Source organism: Marinobacter sp. (assembly GCF_041984545.1).
In the GTDB taxonomy this organism is placed as follows: domain Bacteria; phylum Pseudomonadota; class Gammaproteobacteria; order Pseudomonadales; family Oleiphilaceae; genus Marinobacter.
The window spans coordinates 55,547-71,093 of sequence record NZ_JBHIXV010000020.1; the positions used below are offsets into that span (position 1 = coordinate 55,547).

At 61.4% G+C, this 15,547-nt stretch carries 14 protein-coding genes; 5 read left to right on the forward strand and 9 right to left on the reverse strand.

Going from position 1 to position 15,547, the window contains the following annotated elements; genetic code table 11:
• Positions 1-13: 13 nt before the first annotated feature.
• Entirely contained in the window at positions 14-700 is a 687-nt protein-coding gene (gene rpoE / locus ACFC20_RS11090; RefSeq protein ID WP_375193067.1) for an RNA polymerase sigma factor RpoE, read from the reverse strand.
• Positions 701-835: 135 nt separating this feature from the next.
• On the opposite strand from rpoE, the gene nadB reads away from it, so the two are divergent.
• The 5 genes from nadB to ACFC20_RS11115 all read left to right on the forward strand — a co-directional run bounded on the left by nadB (position 836) and on the right by ACFC20_RS11115 (position 5,174).
• Positions 836-2,440 (forward strand): L-aspartate oxidase, encoded by a 1,605-nt coding sequence (gene nadB / locus ACFC20_RS11095; protein WP_375193080.1) that lies wholly within the window; start codon positions 836-838, stop codon positions 2,438-2,440.
• A gap of 40 nt (positions 2,441-2,480) precedes the next feature.
• Complete coding sequence (locus tag ACFC20_RS11100; RefSeq protein ID WP_375193068.1) at positions 2,481-2,753, forward strand: succinate dehydrogenase assembly factor 2; 273 nt, start codon at positions 2,481-2,483, stop codon at positions 2,751-2,753.
• Complete coding sequence (locus ACFC20_RS11105; RefSeq protein WP_375193069.1) at positions 2,737-3,201, forward strand: hypothetical protein; 465 nt, start codon at positions 2,737-2,739, stop codon at positions 3,199-3,201. Before ACFC20_RS11100 ends, ACFC20_RS11105 begins: the two co-directional genes overlap by 17 nt.
• A gap of 21 nt (positions 3,202-3,222) precedes the next feature.
• A complete protein-coding gene (locus tag ACFC20_RS11110) occupies positions 3,223-4,215 on the forward strand; it encodes a YgfZ/GcvT domain-containing protein (protein ID WP_375193070.1) in 993 nt (330 codons plus the stop codon).
• Positions 4,216-4,340: 125 nt separating this feature from the next.
• Positions 4,341-5,174, forward strand: coding sequence for an HDOD domain-containing protein (locus ACFC20_RS11115; protein ID WP_375193081.1), 834 nt, complete (start codon positions 4,341-4,343; stop codon positions 5,172-5,174).
• Positions 5,175-5,335: 161 nt separating this feature from the next.
• Here ACFC20_RS11115 and ung read toward each other — a convergent pair whose 3' ends face one another.
• The 8 genes from ung to xerD form a co-directional block, all read right to left on the reverse strand.
• Positions 5,336-6,070: a uracil-DNA glycosylase gene (gene ung, locus ACFC20_RS11120; RefSeq protein WP_375193071.1), complete on the reverse strand. Its 735-nt coding sequence runs from the start codon at positions 6,068-6,070 to the stop codon at positions 5,336-5,338.
• Positions 6,071-6,073: 3 nt separating this feature from the next.
• Positions 6,074-7,609 carry a lysine--tRNA ligase gene (gene lysS, locus ACFC20_RS11125; protein WP_375193072.1) on the reverse strand — a complete coding sequence of 512 codons (1,536 nt, stop codon included), beginning with the start codon at positions 7,607-7,609 and terminating at the stop codon, positions 6,074-6,076.
• Positions 7,610-7,661: 52 nt separating this feature from the next.
• Positions 7,662-8,757, reverse strand: a protein-coding gene (gene prfB, locus ACFC20_RS11130; RefSeq protein WP_375193073.1) for a peptide chain release factor 2 whose coding sequence is annotated in 2 segments (ribosomal slippage) — positions 7,662-8,684 and positions 8,686-8,757 — 1,095 coding nt in all. Because the reading frame shifts where the segments join, the coding sequence is not laid out codon by codon here.
• A gap of 362 nt (positions 8,758-9,119) precedes the next feature.
• Positions 9,120-10,853 carry a single-stranded-DNA-specific exonuclease RecJ gene (gene recJ / locus ACFC20_RS11135; protein ID WP_375193074.1) on the reverse strand — a complete coding sequence of 578 codons (1,734 nt, stop codon included), beginning with the start codon at positions 10,851-10,853 and terminating at the stop codon, positions 9,120-9,122.
• Positions 10,854-10,859: 6 nt separating this feature from the next.
• On the reverse strand, positions 10,860-12,260 hold the full coding sequence (gene thrC / locus ACFC20_RS11140) for a threonine synthase (RefSeq protein ID WP_091991555.1): 1,401 nt from the start codon (positions 12,258-12,260) through the stop codon (positions 10,860-10,862).
• Positions 12,261-12,271: 11 nt separating this feature from the next.
• Positions 12,272-13,573, reverse strand: coding sequence for a homoserine dehydrogenase (locus ACFC20_RS11145; RefSeq protein WP_375193075.1), 1,302 nt, complete (start codon positions 13,571-13,573; stop codon positions 12,272-12,274).
• Between the two features lie 131 nt (positions 13,574-13,704).
• Positions 13,705-14,436 carry a DsbC family protein gene (locus ACFC20_RS11150; RefSeq protein ID WP_375193076.1) on the reverse strand — a complete coding sequence of 244 codons (732 nt, stop codon included), beginning with the start codon at positions 14,434-14,436 and terminating at the stop codon, positions 13,705-13,707.
• 102 nt (positions 14,437-14,538) lie between these two features.
• Complete coding sequence (gene xerD, locus ACFC20_RS11155) at positions 14,539-15,441, reverse strand: site-specific tyrosine recombinase XerD (RefSeq protein WP_375193082.1); 903 nt, start codon at positions 15,439-15,441, stop codon at positions 14,539-14,541.
• Between the last annotated feature and the right edge of the window lie 106 nt (positions 15,442-15,547).

Consider the following 15,547-nt stretch of genomic DNA (forward strand, 5'->3'; position numbering starts at 1 on the left):
GATGCAACCTCAATTACGTCACCGAATGGTTGAGCAGGGGTCCGAGATGGCGGTCTACCGCGTCCCGGGCCCTGAAAATTCGAGAGCGAACGGTTCCGATCGGACACTCGAGTATGCCGGCGATGTCCTCATAGCTGAGGCCATCGTATTCCCTGAGCAGGAACGCCGACCGGAGTTCTTCCGGCAACTGCGCAATAGCCCTGTTCAGTTCCTTCTGGAGCTGCTCCCGCTGCAACAGGCGTTCCGGCGAGGCGGTATCCCGCAACCGGGCCCCCTCATCAAAGTTTTCCGCCTCGGACGAATCCGCGCTGCCCTGTGGTCGCCGCCCGCGCGCCTCGAGGAAGTTCTTGGCGGTGTTCACGGCAATGCGGTAGAGCCATGTATAAAAGGCGCTATCGCCCCGAAAACGATCAATGGCGCGGTACGCCTTGACGAAGGTTTCCTGGGTCAGATCCATGACTTCCTGGCTATCGTAAACGTAGCGGCTGATGATGGAGGCGACCCGCGACTGGTACTTGACCACCAGCAGGTCGAACGCAGCGCGATCGCCATTGCGTACCTTGCGAACCAGTTGCAGGTCCGTCTGGCTCTCGGGATGTTCGCCTTGTACCTTGTCTGTATCAGCAGTCATGGACCGGTTGCCGGGAAGTTCTGATTTGATGGCCAACTGTCCGGCCTGTACCGGGTGTTTCTCGATCATTGCGGCTGTCCGGCCTCCGTTCATTGAGTCGGGTCCACCACCTGTTCCGGCGGCGTGCCCCGTCAGGCCAAATAGACAGCACGCGTAAAGTTTAGTTCAATACACGTCCACATTATGGCCCGCGATAACGACCCGATGCCACAGTCCTTCGAATACGATGTTCTCATTATCGGCAGCGGAGCTGCCGGCCTGACCGTCGCGCTGAACCTGCCCGAGCACCTGCGCGTCTGCGTGGTGAGTAAGGCCGACATCAGCAGTGGCGCCACCCTCTGGGCCCAGGGCGGAATTGCGGCGGTACTGGACGACCAGGACTCCACCGAAAACCATATCACGGATACCCTGAACGCCGGCGCTGGCCTGTGCCATGAGGATGCCGTGCGCTTTACCGTGGAACACGGGCGGGAAAGCATTGACTGGCTGATCGATTCAGGCGTGGATTTCACCCGCAACGACGATGCCCAATACCACCTCACCCGGGAAGGCGGCCACAGCCATCGGCGCATTATCCACGCTGCCGACGCCACCGGCCACGCAGTGTCCACCACACTGACCAGCCAGGCCCAGGCCAGGCCCAACATCGAGTTGATGTCCGGCCGCGTGGCGGTAGACCTGATCACCAACCGCAAGTTGGCGCTACCCGGGAATCGCTGTGTGGGCGCCTACATCCTGAATCTGAAGGACAATCATGTAGAGCTGTTCCGGGCCAGGTTTACGGTGATCGCCACCGGCGGTGCGTCCAAGGCCTATCGCTACACCACCAATCCGGACGGCGCTTCAGGCGACGGCATTGCCATGGCCTGGCGGGCCGGCTGCCGGGTCGCCAACATGGAGTTCAATCAGTTCCATCCCACCTGCCTGTATCACCCCCACGCCAAATCGTTCCTGATAACCGAGGCGGTACGGGGCGAAGGCGGCCTGCTGAAACTTCCGGATGGCTCCCGCTTCATGGACCGGTTTGACGAGCGGGGCGAGCTGGCGCCCCGGGACATCGTGGCCCGGGCCATTGACCATGAAATGAAACGACTGGGTGCCGATCACCTGCTGCTGGATATCAGCCATAAACCGGCGGACTTCATCAAGCACCACTTCCCGACTATCTACGAGAAGTGCCTCGGGTTCGGCATCGACATAACCCGGGAGCCGATCCCCGTGGTTCCCGCGGCCCACTATACCTGCGGGGGCATCATGAGCGACGAGCGTGCCCGCACCGACATCAATCAGCTGTATGTGGTGGGCGAAGCGGCCTTTACCGGACTGCACGGCGCCAACCGCATGGCCAGCAACTCGCTGCTGGAATGCCTGGTGTACGGGCGCGCGGCGGCCGCCGACATTGCCCGCCGGGAAGCGGACATTCCATCGCCCCCACAGGCGCCGGACTGGGACGAGAGCCAGGTCCGGGACTCCGATGAAGACGTGGTCATTTCCCACAACTGGGACGAGCTGCGCCACTTCATGTGGGACTACGTTGGCATTGTTCGAACCACCAAGCGCCTGCAGCGGGCCAAGCACCGTGTGGATCTGCTGTCGGCCGAAATCGGCGAGTTCTACAGCAATTATCGGGTGACCAATGACCTGCTGGAACTTCGCAACCTGGTCACGGTCTCCGACCTGATCATCTGTTCGGCGCTGCAACGGCGAGAGAGCCGGGGCCTTCACTACACGCTGGACTATCCGGGACTGCTCCATGAGGCGCGGGATACCGTACTGGTACCGACAACCTACCGTACTCTTTCACCGTGAACCGGTGCCGATCCATTCATTCCATCCGATGGTAAAGACTATGTCAGAAACCACTGCACCCTCCGACAATTCCGAGTTCAACCGCCTGTGGTGGCACAGTCGTCGCGGCATGCTGGAGCTGGACGTCCTGCTGATTCCCTTTGTGGAGCAGGCCTACCGTGATCTGGCCCCGGAGGACCAGGCACGCTACCGGAAGCTGCTCAGCTGCGAGGACACCGACATGTTCGAGTGGTTCATGCAGCGCAGCCGGCCCGAGGACCCGGATCTGCAACGCATGGTTGATCTGATTCTCAGCCGTGTCCAGCCGGATTGAACTGGGCCTTTCCCCTTCCCGGCTGGCAGGAGTTATCGCAGGCCTTCCCTGGCTGGTGCTGCTGGCATTCCTGCTGATTACCTCCCTGGAGGGGAAACCCTGGCTCCTGACGGCTGTCCCTTTCGCCCTTGCCGGTGCACTGTTGCAATACCGGTGCAACGGGGCCCTGCTGGCGAAACGTTCAGTCACGGGTTTGTTGGTCGATCAGGGCCAGCTGTACGTGGTGACCGGTGATCACCGGCGCATACCGGTACGCCCGGCGCCATCCAGCCGCCTGTGGTCGCGGCTGGCACTCTTGAAACTCCGCCCGGTCGGCACCAGATTGCAGGCGTACAGTGCCGTTATTGTCTCATCTGGCGGGGGCTGGCCGGGCAACGCACCGGAAGCGGATTTCCGTCGTCTCAGAATGTGGCTGAGGCTGGGCACGCAGGGACAAGCATCGAACTGATTTCATGATCTGGAGCACGCAATGTCCGACACAGACCCAAAAGCACCCGCTGTTGCCGACTCTCCCCTGCCCGACCACGGCTGGACATTCCTCGACGACCGGGTGGTGATGCGAGTCAGCGGACCTGGCACTGACAAATTTCTGCAAGGGCAGTTCAGCCAGAACCTGGCCGAGGTTGTTGAAGGCCGATCGCCACGGGCCGCTGCCGCAACGCCCAAGGGGCGTGCCTACTGCCTGACCCGCATGGTGCGAACCGACGCCGATGTATTGATGGATTTTCCGGCCGATCTGGCCGACAGCGACGTCTCCCATCTGCGCAAATACCTGATGCTGTTCCGGGGCACCAGTATGGAGGCAGCCGCCAACGTTCGCATTGCCGGCATCCTCGGCAACCAGCTGGCCCAATCGCTTGCTGGCGACCGGCTGGACCAGTTGGTCGAGCCCGGTGACTCCGCCACCCTGGATAATGGCATCCTGATCCGGACTGAGCCGACCGCCGAAGGCTGTCCTCGTTTCGAGTTCTGGCAAACCGGTGCTGATGCGCCCGCCCTGACGCCGGAGCTGCGCATATCTGCTGCCAACTGGCAGGCCTCGGAGATTGCCGCCGGGGTGGCCAGGCTTACGCCCGCAACCCGGGAATCCTTCGTGCCCCAGATGCTCAACTGGCAGCATGTCGGCGGTGTCCACTTCAAGAAAGGCTGCTACACCGGGCAGGAAGTGATCGCCCGCATGCACTTTCTCGGTCAGTTGAAGAAGAGTCTCTTCCGCTTCCGGATGGAGGGAACGTCTGCTCCCGAACCGGGAAGCGCGCTCAGAACCGCCGAGCGGGCCGTGGGCGAGGTGGTTACGTCAATTGTCTATACTGATGGCAGCTGCGAGCTTCTGGCCGTTGTCCGTCATGACTCGGCGGATGAATCTCTGCATCCCGAGGCACAGCCGGATGCCACCCTGTGCCCGATGCCGCTGCCCTACCCGGTGCCGGAAAGGGAAAAAAGCGCACAATCAGATACATAAGTTGACAGGCAAAGAGCCCAGAATTTGCTATTTTGCTATAAAGTAGCTCACATATTTGATTATCGGGCGAATGGCCGCCGCAATCCGGCCATTGCACGGAACCCAAACGCGGACCACAAGTGACCATGTCGAATATTGTCGAAACCATCAAAGCCGATCTCACCGCCGCCATCGAAGCCGACAAGCTGGTGCTGCCCACCCTTCCGGAAGTGGCCCTGCAGGTAAGGGACATTGCCCAGTCTGATGACTCATCGATTGCCGATCTGGTGAAGGTGATCAGTAACGATACCGCGCTGTCAGCGCGCATCATCCGGGTGACCAACAGTCCCCTGTTCCGCGGCAGCCGGGCCATCGAGAACCTGAACATGGCGGTGAGTCGCCTGGGCATGGCCTACACCAGCAACCTGGCCATGGGCCTGGCCATGGAGCAGATGTTCCAGGCCACGTCAGACATGATCGACAAGCGCATGCGCGCCACCTGGCAGACCAGCACGGAAGTGGCCGGCGTGTGCCACGTGCTGGCCCAGCACTACACCAAGCTTAAACCAGACCAGGCAACACTGGCCGGCCTGGTACACCTGATCGGGGTGTTGCCGATCCTGCGCTACGTGGAAGACCAGGACATCCAGATCAGCAGCATCATGCTGGATAACGTGGTCGACGAGCTCCATCCGAAGATTGGCGCGACCATTCTCAAGAAATGGGATTTCCCGAAGGAACTTCAGAACGTGCCTCTTGAGTACGCCAACTTCCAGCGGCAGGTGCCAGCGGCCGATTACGCGGATCTGGTGATGGTGGCCAATCTGCAACTGGTGGCAGGCTCGGACCATCCGTGGACGGAGATGGACTGGAACACCATTTCGGCGTTTGATCGGCTTGGGCTGGATCCGAATATCGACATGAGCGAGGAAGAGGATCTGAACGCCCAGATGGAAGCGGCTATGGCGCTGCTTCAGTAACAGCCTTTTGCTTGCGGGAGTTTGGCCGGCCGTCTTCAGGATGGGGTCAGGCTCCCAAAACACGCTGTGAATACGTCCCTGTACGCTCGGCTCCGCCATCCCTGGCTCCGCACGGTTTTGGGAGCCTGACCCCATCCCGAAGACTATTTGCGGGAATTCCTTCAGGTTTTCCTATATCTCTCGATCAGCTCGGCTTTGCTTGGCAACGCCCAGTTAACCATGGGCTTACCCTGCTGCTCCAGCCAGCCATTCGCTTTTGAGAAGTGCTTGCAACCGAAGAAGCCCCGGTAAGCGCTCAGCGGTGACGGGTGTGGGCCGTCAAGGACCAGATGTTTGTTGCGGTCGATGTGCTGGCCTTTCTTTTTGGCGTAGCTGCCCCAGAGCAGGAATACCACGCCTTCCCGCTCGCGGTTGACGGTTTCGATGACTTTGTCGGTGAAGGTTTCCCAGCCTTTGCCCTGGTGGGCGCCGGCCTGGCCCTGGACGACGGTGAGAACGCTGTTAAGGAGGAGCACGCCCTGTTCGGCCCAGGGTTGCAGGCAACCGTGGTCGGGGGGCGTTATGCCCAGGTCGTCCTGGATTTCCTTGAAGATGTTGACCAGTGACGGCGGGGTGGCCACGTTCGGCCGCACGGAGAAGCACAGGCCGTGGGCCTGGCCGGGGCCGTGGTAGGGGTCCTGGCCAAGAATGACCACTCGTACTTTGTCCAGCGGGGTGCTGTTCAAGGCGTTGAAGCAATGCTGACTGGCGGGGAACAGGACTTTGCCAGCCTGTTCCTCGGCGGCCAGGAAGTCCGCCAGGCCCTGCATGTAGGGCTGGCGGAACTCGTCTGCGAGGTGTTCTTTCCAGCCCCGGTCGGGCCTGAGCTGGCTGGCCAGTACCTCAACCGGGCTCATGGCTTATTCCTCGTCTTTGCGCGGCTCGGCCTTGTGCTCGGGGCGCATGGCCGGGAACAGGATGACGTCGCGGATGGACGGGGAATCGGTCAGCAGCATGGCCAGGCGGTCGATACCGATGCCTTCGCCAGCGGTGGGCGGCAGGCCGTATTCCAAGGCCATCACGTAATCTTCGTCGTAGAACATGGCCTCGTCGTCACCGGCATCTTTCTCGGCCACCTGGGCCTGGAAGCGCTCGGCCTGGTCTTCGGCGTCGTTCAGCTCGGAGAAGCCGTTGGCGATCTCGCGGCCGCCCACGAAGAACTCAAAGCGTTCCGTCACGAACGGGTTGCTGTCCTTGCAACGTGCCAGGGGCGACACTTCTTTCGGGTACTCGGTGATGAACGTCGGCTGCATCAGGCGGTGCTCGGCGGTCGCCTCGAAGATCTCGATCTGGATCTTGCCCAGGCCCCAGCCGTCTTTCAGATGGATGCCGAGATCCCTGGCTACCTGGCGGGCGCTGCCTTCGTCGGCCAGCTGTTCGGCCTTGATGTCCGGGTTGTAGCGCAGGATGGCATCGACCACGGTCAGCCGCTCGAAGGGTTTGCCGAAATCGTACTCGATGGTCTCTTCCGTGCCATCGGCCAGGGTGCGGGTGTTCGCCACGGTGGTAGTGCCCAGTACCTTCTGGGTAATGGTGCGCAGCATGTCCTCGGTGAGATCCATCAGGTCGTTGTAGTCGGCGTAAGCCTGGTAGAACTCGACCATGGTGAACTCGGGGTTGTGCCGGGTGGACAGGCCTTCGTTACGGAAGTTGCGGTTAATCTCGAACACCCGCTCAAAGCCGCCCACCACCAGGCGCTTGAGGAACAGTTCCGGCGCAATACGCAGGTACATGTCGATGCCCAGGGCATTGTGGTGGGTCACGAAGGGCCGCGCCGTCGCACCGCCCGGGATCACCTGGAGCATGGGCGTTTCCACCTCCATGAAGTCACGCTCGGTGAAATACTGGCGCATGGTGTTGATGATCTTGGAGCGGGCGTAGAACACCCGGCGGCTGTCTTCGTTGACCATCAGGTCCACGTAACGGTGCCGGTACCGGGCCTCGGTGTCGGTCAGGCCCTTGTGCTTCTCCGGCAACGGCCTCAGTGACTTGGTGAGCAGCACGTACTCGTCCATGGTCACGTACAGATCACCCTTGCCGGATTTGGACAGGGTACCGCGCACGCCAATGATGTCACCCAGGTCCCAGTGCTTGGTGTCTTTCTGGACGTCCTTGGAGGCGTAGATCTGGATGCGGCCGGTCATGTCCTGAACCACCTTGAACGCCTTGCGGTCGAGCATCATGCGGCCGGCAATAGCTACCTTGATGCCCAGGGACTCCAGCTCTTCCTTGGTTTTGTCACCGTATTTCGCCTGCAGTTCGGCAGCGGTGGCATCACGACGGAAGTCGTTGGGGAAGGCATTGCCCTGCTCGCGCATCTCCGACAGTTTGGCGCGGCGCTCGGCAATCAGCTTGTTGTCCTCATGCTGTGCGGCATTCTGAGTTTGTTCGGTCATGTTGGCTCACTAGGAATCGGGGTTGTCCGGGTTAGCGTGCAAAGGGCGCTGGTTACAGCGCCATCTTCAAGCTGGCTTCGATGAATTTGTCGATATCACCGTCCAGCACCGACTGGGTGTTGCTGGTTTCGACCTTGGTGCGCAGGTCCTTGATACGGCTGTCATCCAGAACGTAGGAACGGATCTGACTGCCCCAGCCGATGTCGGCCTTGGCGTCCTCGGCCTTCTGCTTCTCGGCGTTGCGCTCTTGCATCTCGCGCTCGAACAGTTTGGCCTTCAGCTGTTTCATGGCCTGGTCCTTGTTCTGGTGCTGGCTTCGGCCAGCCTGACAGGCCACGACAATGCCGGTAGGGTTGTGGGTCAGACGCACCGCCGATTCGGTCCGGTTAACGTGCTGACCACCGGCGCCAGAGGCCCGGTAAACGTCCACGCGCAGGTCCGCCGGGTTGATCTCGATCTCGAAGCTGTCGTCCACCTCGGGCGATACGAACACCGACGAAAAGGAGGTGTGGCGACGGTTGCCGGAATCGAACGGCGACTTGCGCACCAGCCGGTGCACGCCGGTTTCGGTACGCAGCCAGCCGTAGGCGTAGTCGCCCTGCACATGAATAGTGGCACTCTTGATACCGGCCACCTCGCCTTCCATCAGTTCAACGATCTCGGCCTTGAAACCCCGGCGCTCGGCCCAGCGCAGGTACATGCGCAGCAGCATGTTGGCCCAGTCCTGGGCCTCGGTACCGCCGGAGCCGGCCTGGATGTCCAGGTAAGCGTTGTTGGCGTCCATCTCACCGGAGAACATTCGGCGGAATTCGAGCTTCTCCAGTTGCTGGTCCAGACCATCAAGGTCGGCCTCGATCTCGGCAACGGTGCCCTCGTCCTCTTCCTCGGCGGCGATGTCCAGCAGGCCTTCGGCGTCTTCCAGGCCAGAGGTGAGGGTGTCGATGGTCTTGACGATCAGTTCAAGATCGGCGCGCTCTTTGCCGAGCGCCTGCGCCCGCTCCTGGTCGTCCCAGACGCTGGGCTGTTCCAGCTCTCGCTCAACTTCGGTCAATCGTTCACTACGCTGATCGTAGTCAAAGATACCCCCTGAGCGCTTCAGTGCGCTCACGAAGCTCTTTAATCTTCGTCACAATGGGATTAATTTCCATGAAACCCTTACTCGCTCTTGAAAATGAAGAGTAAAAACAGAGGGCGGATTCTACCCGAAATTGGTTTGTAAATCAGCCGTGGTTGACCGCAACTTCGGTGCATGCGGGAGGCAGGCAGGGCTTTCCGGGAGACGCGGTGAATACGTCCCTGTACGCTTGACGAAAACATCCCTGTTTTCGACACTCCCGGAAAGCCCTGCCTGCCTCCCGCCCAAACATTTGAGTTTGCCTGAGAGTCTGATCGGCCGGGGGCCGGGGTGCTTTTTCTGCCGGAAAAGGTGTCTGAGCGCAGCGAGTTCTTTTCCCAGAAGAAAAAGCACCCCGGCTCGCGGCCAGCCCTCAGGGCCCGCAAACTCAATGGATCAGGAAAGCGGTTCGAGGTAATCCACCAGCAACTGCAGATTGGTCCGCCCCCGGAAGGTATTGGCGTCCGGCTTGTACACCACCCGGGCCCCGGTGCGGGTGTAGTCCGGCACTTCCGGGCCGGTGTTGAAGGCGATGCCATCGATGATGCCGCCACCTTCCACCGGCTGCAGCACCAGTTTCAGGTGGTTCTCGCCAACAATCCTCTGACTCACCACCCGGAAATCGCCGTCGAACAACGGTTCCGGGAAATGCTGACCCCAGGGGCCGGCGCGCTTGAGCAGTGCGGCGGTGTCCAGACACAGCTCGTCCAGGGCCAGGGGGCCATCGGTGGTGATGGCCGCTTCCAGGTCTTCGGCGGAGGCGGTGTCGCGCACGGCCCGGTCGAAGGCCTCGGAGAAGGCGTCCAGATCGGATTTGGCCAGGGTCATGCCGGCGGCCATGGCGTGGCCGCCAAATTTCTTCAGCATGCCCGGATGCCGGGCATCCACCACCGCCAGTACGTCGCGGATGTGCAGGCCGGGGATCGACCGGGCCGAGCCCTTGATATCCTCGCCGTTGTCGTCCGGGGCGAAGGCAATAGTGGGCCGGTGGGTCTGCTCACGAACCCTCGCCGCGAGAATGCCGATCACCCCCTGGTGCCAGTCGGGGTCGAACAGGGCCAGCCCCCACGGCAGACCTTCAATATCCAATGACATCGAGGCCAGCAGGTCCTGGGCCTGGGCTTTCATGTCCTTCTCGATGGTTCGGCGCTCGCGATTGAAGGTGTCCAGTTCCCGGGCCAGCCGCCGAGCCTCGTCGGGACTGTCGGCCAACAGGCAGGCAATGCCGATGCTCATGTCGTCCAGCCGTCCGGCGGCGTTCAAACGGGGCCCGACCACGAAACCGAGATCGGTTGAACTGATCGCGGCGTGATCCCGACCGGCCACTTCCAGCAAAGCCAGGATACCGGGGCGGGCTTCGCCCTGGCGGATCCGGCGCAGGCCCTGCTCCACGAAAATCCGGTTGTTGTGGTCCAGGGGCACCACATCGGCCACAGTCCCGAGAGCCACCAGGTCCAGCAGGCTGCCCAGGTTCGGCTCGGGGTCAGGCAACCGACCGGTTTCCCGAAGGTGTTTGCGCAGGGCGGTGAGCACATAAAACATCACGCCAACGCCGGCTGCGTTCTTGCTGAGAAACGGGCAACCGGGCTGATTGGGGTTGACGATGGCGTCGGCGTCGGGCAATTCGTCGCCAGCCAGGTGGTGATCGGTCACCACAACGTTAACGCCCAGCTCCTTGGCCGCCCGGACGCCCTCCACGGCGGATATGCCGTTATCCACAGTCACCATCAGATCGGGAAGCTGGCCCTCGTCGCGCAGGCGATCGATGATCCCGGGCGTCAGCCCGTAGCCGTCGGCAAACCGGCTGGGCACCCGGAAATCGATACTCTGCAGGCCCAGCATGGAGAGACCAAGCATCGCCACGGCAGTGCTGGTGGCGCCGTCGGCGTCGAAATCCCCCAACACCAGGACGCGCTGCTGTCGCTCGATGGCATCAGCCAGGAGCTCTACGGCTCGGTCGATGCCGCGAAGCGACATGGGCGAGGCCAGGTGCTTGAGGGTATAACTCAGCTGTTCATCGGAGGTGACGCCGCGGGCGGCGTAGAGACGGCGCAGTAAAGGAGGCAGGTTTTGCCCCCAACCCGCATGGGTGTCGGGCTGGGAGCGACGCAGGATTTTTTTCGGTGTCATACCCGATCAGGCGTTTTTCCAGTGCTTGGCAATGAACTCCTGAACACCCGCGATGTTGTTGTCCAGCACCGTGTAGCGTTCTTCCCGCTCGAACAGATCGGCCATGTGCGCTGGCAGTGGCGGCTCGACGCTAACGCCGGACTCAGCCACAGCATCCGGGAACTTGGCCGGATGGGCGGTGCCCAGGGTGATCATCGGCACTGCCGGATCGCGGCGACAGGTTCTTGCAGCCCGAACGCCAATGGCGGTGTGCGGATCCAGCAGGTATTCGTTCTGCTCGTAGACTTCGCGAATGGTGTCGCAGGTGGTCTTGTCGTCCACGGCGTCACTGTCGAACAACTTGCGCGCATGCTTCCAGCGGTAGTCCTCGATGCTCACCGGGCCTTTCGCTGCGTTCTCGAGGAGCGTCTTCACCGCCAGGCCATCACGACCGTGCAGGTCGAACAGCAGGCGCTCGAAGTTGCTGGACACCATGATGTCCATGCTCGGCGAGAGCGTGTGCTCAAGCTGATGCTGCTCGTATTTGTTGCCGCTCATGAACCGGTGCAGGATGTCGTTGCGGTTGGTGGCGATCACCAGCTGGGAGATCGGCAGGCCCATCTTCTTGGCCAGGTAGCCGGCAAAAATGTCTCCGAAGTTACCGGTGGGCACCGAGAAGGCCATGCTGCGATCCGGACCACCAAGGGCCAGGGACGCGTGGAAGTAGTAAACAATCTGGGCCATGATGCGGGCCCAGTTGATGGAGTTCACCGCGGCCAGCTGGGTCTTACCGCCCAGGAACGACTGGTTGCCGAAGCTTTCCTTTACCATGCGCTGGCAGTCGTCGAAATTACCCCGCACAGCGATGTTGTGGATGTTGTCACCCTGTACGGTGGTCATCTGCCGGCGCTGCACCTCGGAGACCCGCTGGTACGGGTGCAGGATGAAGATGTCCACGTGCTCGCAGCGGCGACAGCCTTCAATGGCGGCGGAACCGGTGTCGCCAGAGGTGGCCCCCATGATCACCACGTGCTGCTTGCGCTTCTCCAGCACGTAATCAAGCAGGCGACCCAGCAGTTGCAGCGCGAAGTCCTTGAACGCCAGGGTCGGACCCCGGAAAAGCTCCATCACCCACTCGTTGGTGTCCAGTTGCACCAGCGGGGCGACCGCCTTGTGGGCGAACACAGCGTAGGTCTCGTCCAGCATCTTGCGGAAATCGTCCGCAGGGATGGCGTCGTCCACAAACGGATGCATGACGTTGAAGGCCAGCTCACTGTAGGACAGTCCGCGCCAGCTGCGAATCTCCTCCAGGCTGAAATGCGGGAGGGACTCGGGTACGTAGAGGCCGCCATCGGTGGCAAGGCCGGTCAGCAATACGTCTTCAAAGCCCAGGGCGGGGGCTTCGCCCCGCGTACTGATGTATCTCACGTGCTTACCTGTCAGTTGAAGTTTTCAGCGCGGATGCGGACGACGTGGCCGTCGGTGTCAGACAGGGCCTCAAGCTCCTCGATCGCCCGGTTGATCTGACGCTCCTGAACCGTATGGGTCAGGATAATCACCGGAATGCGTCCGTCCTTCACCTCGGACTCTTTCTGCATGATCGACTCGATGTTGATGCCGTGCTCGCTCAGGATGGAAGCAATTTTGGCCAGCACACCCGGGCGATCCAGCGCGGTAATGCGCAGGTAGTAGGCCGACTGGATATCCTCCATGGACAGGACATCCAGATTCTCGATGGCGTCCGGCGCAAAGCCCAGGTAGGGCACGCGCTGGCTGCTTTCGGTGGCCACGGCACGGGCCACGTCTACGATGTCGGCAATGACCGCTGAGGCAGTGGCTTCATCCCCGGCACCCGGACCGTAGTACATGGTCTGGCCGACCGCGTCACCGTCCACAAGTACCGCGTTAAGCACGCCGTCTACCTGGGCAATCAGGTGGCTCTGGGGTACCAGGGTCGGGTGCACCCGCAGCTCAATGCCATCGTCCCGGCGACGGGCAATACCCAGGTGCTTGATGCGATAGCCCAGCAACTCGGCGTGGGAAATATCGTAGGGGGTGATCTTGGAGATACCCTCGGTGAAACCTTTTTCAAACTGAAGCGGCACACCAAAGCCGGCCGAGGCCAGGATGGTGAGCTTGTGGGCGGCATCGATGCCTTCCACGTCGAAGGTCGGATCAGCCTCGGCGTAACCCAGGTCCTGGGCCTCTTTCAGTACTTCCGAGAATTCACGGCCGGCGCGCATTTCAGTCAGGATGTAGTTACCGGTCCCGTTGATGATGCCGGCGATCCAGTCAATTCGGTTGGCGGCCATGCCTTCGCGCACCGCCTTGATCACCGGGATACCACCGGCAACGCCAGCCTCGTAGGCCACCACGACGCCGGCTTTCTGCGCCGCTTCAAAAATCTCGTTACCGTGCACGGCGATCAGCGCCTTGTTGGCCGTGACCACGTGCTTGCCATTGCGGATGGCAGCAAGCACCAGCTCCCGGGCAGCGTCGTAGCCACCGATGAGCTCAACCACGATATCCACCCCGGGGTCGTTGACCACGTCATAGATGTCGGTACTGAAGGGCACGTCCCCAAGGTCCATGTCCTCGCGCGCCCGGCGACTGGCAATCCGGGTAATCCGGATGTTGCAGCCTGCCCGACCGGCAATAAGCCTGGCGTTGCGGGTCAAGACATTGAAGGTACCGCCGCCGACGGTTCCCAGTCCGCAGATTCCGACACTGACGTCTTTCAAACTCTCACCTCTGATCCCGAAGGGGTGCTGATGAATGATAATGAGGGGCTAGTATACCGATTCAGGCGGCGGTGAATAAGCCCTGAATCACGGTCTGCCCAAGACCGCAGCCATCTCCCCCTGAACACGCCTCAGAGCAGTCCGAGACCCTCGGCCAGGCGTGCTGCCGGAACATAGCCTCGAACCATGGTGCCGTCCTCCAGGACAATCGCCGGCGTGCCTGTTACACCGACCTTCCCGCCGAGGCGATACTGGGCCTCCACCGGGTTGTCGCAGCTCGCCTGCTCCACGGTCCGTCCGGCCTTTGCGGCATTCATGGCGGCCTGCTGGTCATCGGCACACCACACGGACACATACTTGGTGAACGACGGAGTACCAGGACCTGAACGGGGGAATGCGTAGTAATTCACGGTGATGCCATACTCGTTCAGCTGCGCCACCTCGTCGTGCAGTTTTCTGCAGTAAGGACAATCAATGTCGGTGAACACATCCACAACAGCTTTTTCGTTTTCGGCCGCGAAGGTGATGGCGCCCTCGTCACCAAACTCGGCCATGGTGGCGCGACGGGCTTCGGCACGGCCGGCCTCGGTTACGTTGGCGATGCCCTGGTCGGTGATTTTCAGGAGATCGCCGGTCATCAGGTACTGGCCATCGACGGTGGTATAAATGGTTTCACCGTTATTGCTTTGCACCTCGTAAAGGCCGCTGGCTTCGGATTCGCGAACCGAGGTTACCTGAAGGCCTGGCACCGCTTTACTCAACCGCTCGGCAATTCTGTCCTCAATTTCACCGGCACTGACGACGGCGGAGGAGAACAGTCCGGCAATCAGACCGAGCACAACAACAAAGGGTTTGATATTCATGTTGGCAGACGTACCTTTTTTCAGAGAGCTCTTCAAACCCGGCAGTAATGACACAGGCCGGGGACCAAATCAATGCGACACGCAGAGTTTGCCAAAGTTCACTCAGCCGCGGGGATGATGGGCCTGATGCAGCGCCTGCAATCGCTGGCGCGCCACGTGGGTGTAAATCTGCGTGGTTGACAGGTCCGAATGCCCCAACAGCATCTGCACAACCCGAAGATCCGCGCCGTGGTTCAGCAAGTGCGTGGCGAAGGCGTGCCTGAGCGTGTGTGGCGACAGATGCTTGCGAATCCCGACCCGCATCGCGTAATGCCGTATCCGATACCAGAAGGTCTGGCGCGTCATCGCGGCAGCGCGATTGCCCGGGAAAAGCGCGTCACAGGGCTGCCCTTTGAGGAGCTCGGGGCGCGCCTCCTTCATATAGCGAACCAGCCAGTCCACCGCCTCCTCTCCCAGCGGTACCAGCCGCTCCTTGCCGCCCTTCCCGGTAATCCGGACCACACCCTGGCGCAGGTTGACCTGATCAACCCTCAGGCCTGTGAGCTCCGAGACCCGCAGACCACACCCGTAGAGGATTTCCAGCATGGCCTTGTCCCTGAGTTCGATCGGAAGCTCGGGGTCAGGTTCGGCCAGTAGCGAATCCACTTCTTCCTCGGTCAGGGAATCCGGCAGACGCCGGGGCAGCCTGGGGCTGTCGATCTGCAGCGTGGGATCCTCGGCAACGATCCCTTCGCGCAGCAGGTAGCGGTAAAACCGGCGAAGACCGGAGAGCCGTCGGGCCGCCGTTGAAGTCTTGACACCCTCGGCAAGGCCACTGGACATCCAGGCCAGCAGATCGACCCTCCGGACACTCACCAGCCCCGAACTGCCGGGCTGATCTGCCAGCCACTGAGCCAACCGGCGCAGGTCACTGGCGTACGCCTGACGGGTCTTCTCACCCAGGCCATCTTCAAGCCAGAGAGCATCAACAAACTGACTGATCAGGGATTCATCGTCCAGAGGCACGCTGCGTTCGTCCTTTTTCCGACAGTCGGAGCAGATTACCAGAGGCCTGAACAATCGGGATAGGGGGGAGCCATGAGGCTCCACCCCTCCCACACCACCCGGCATG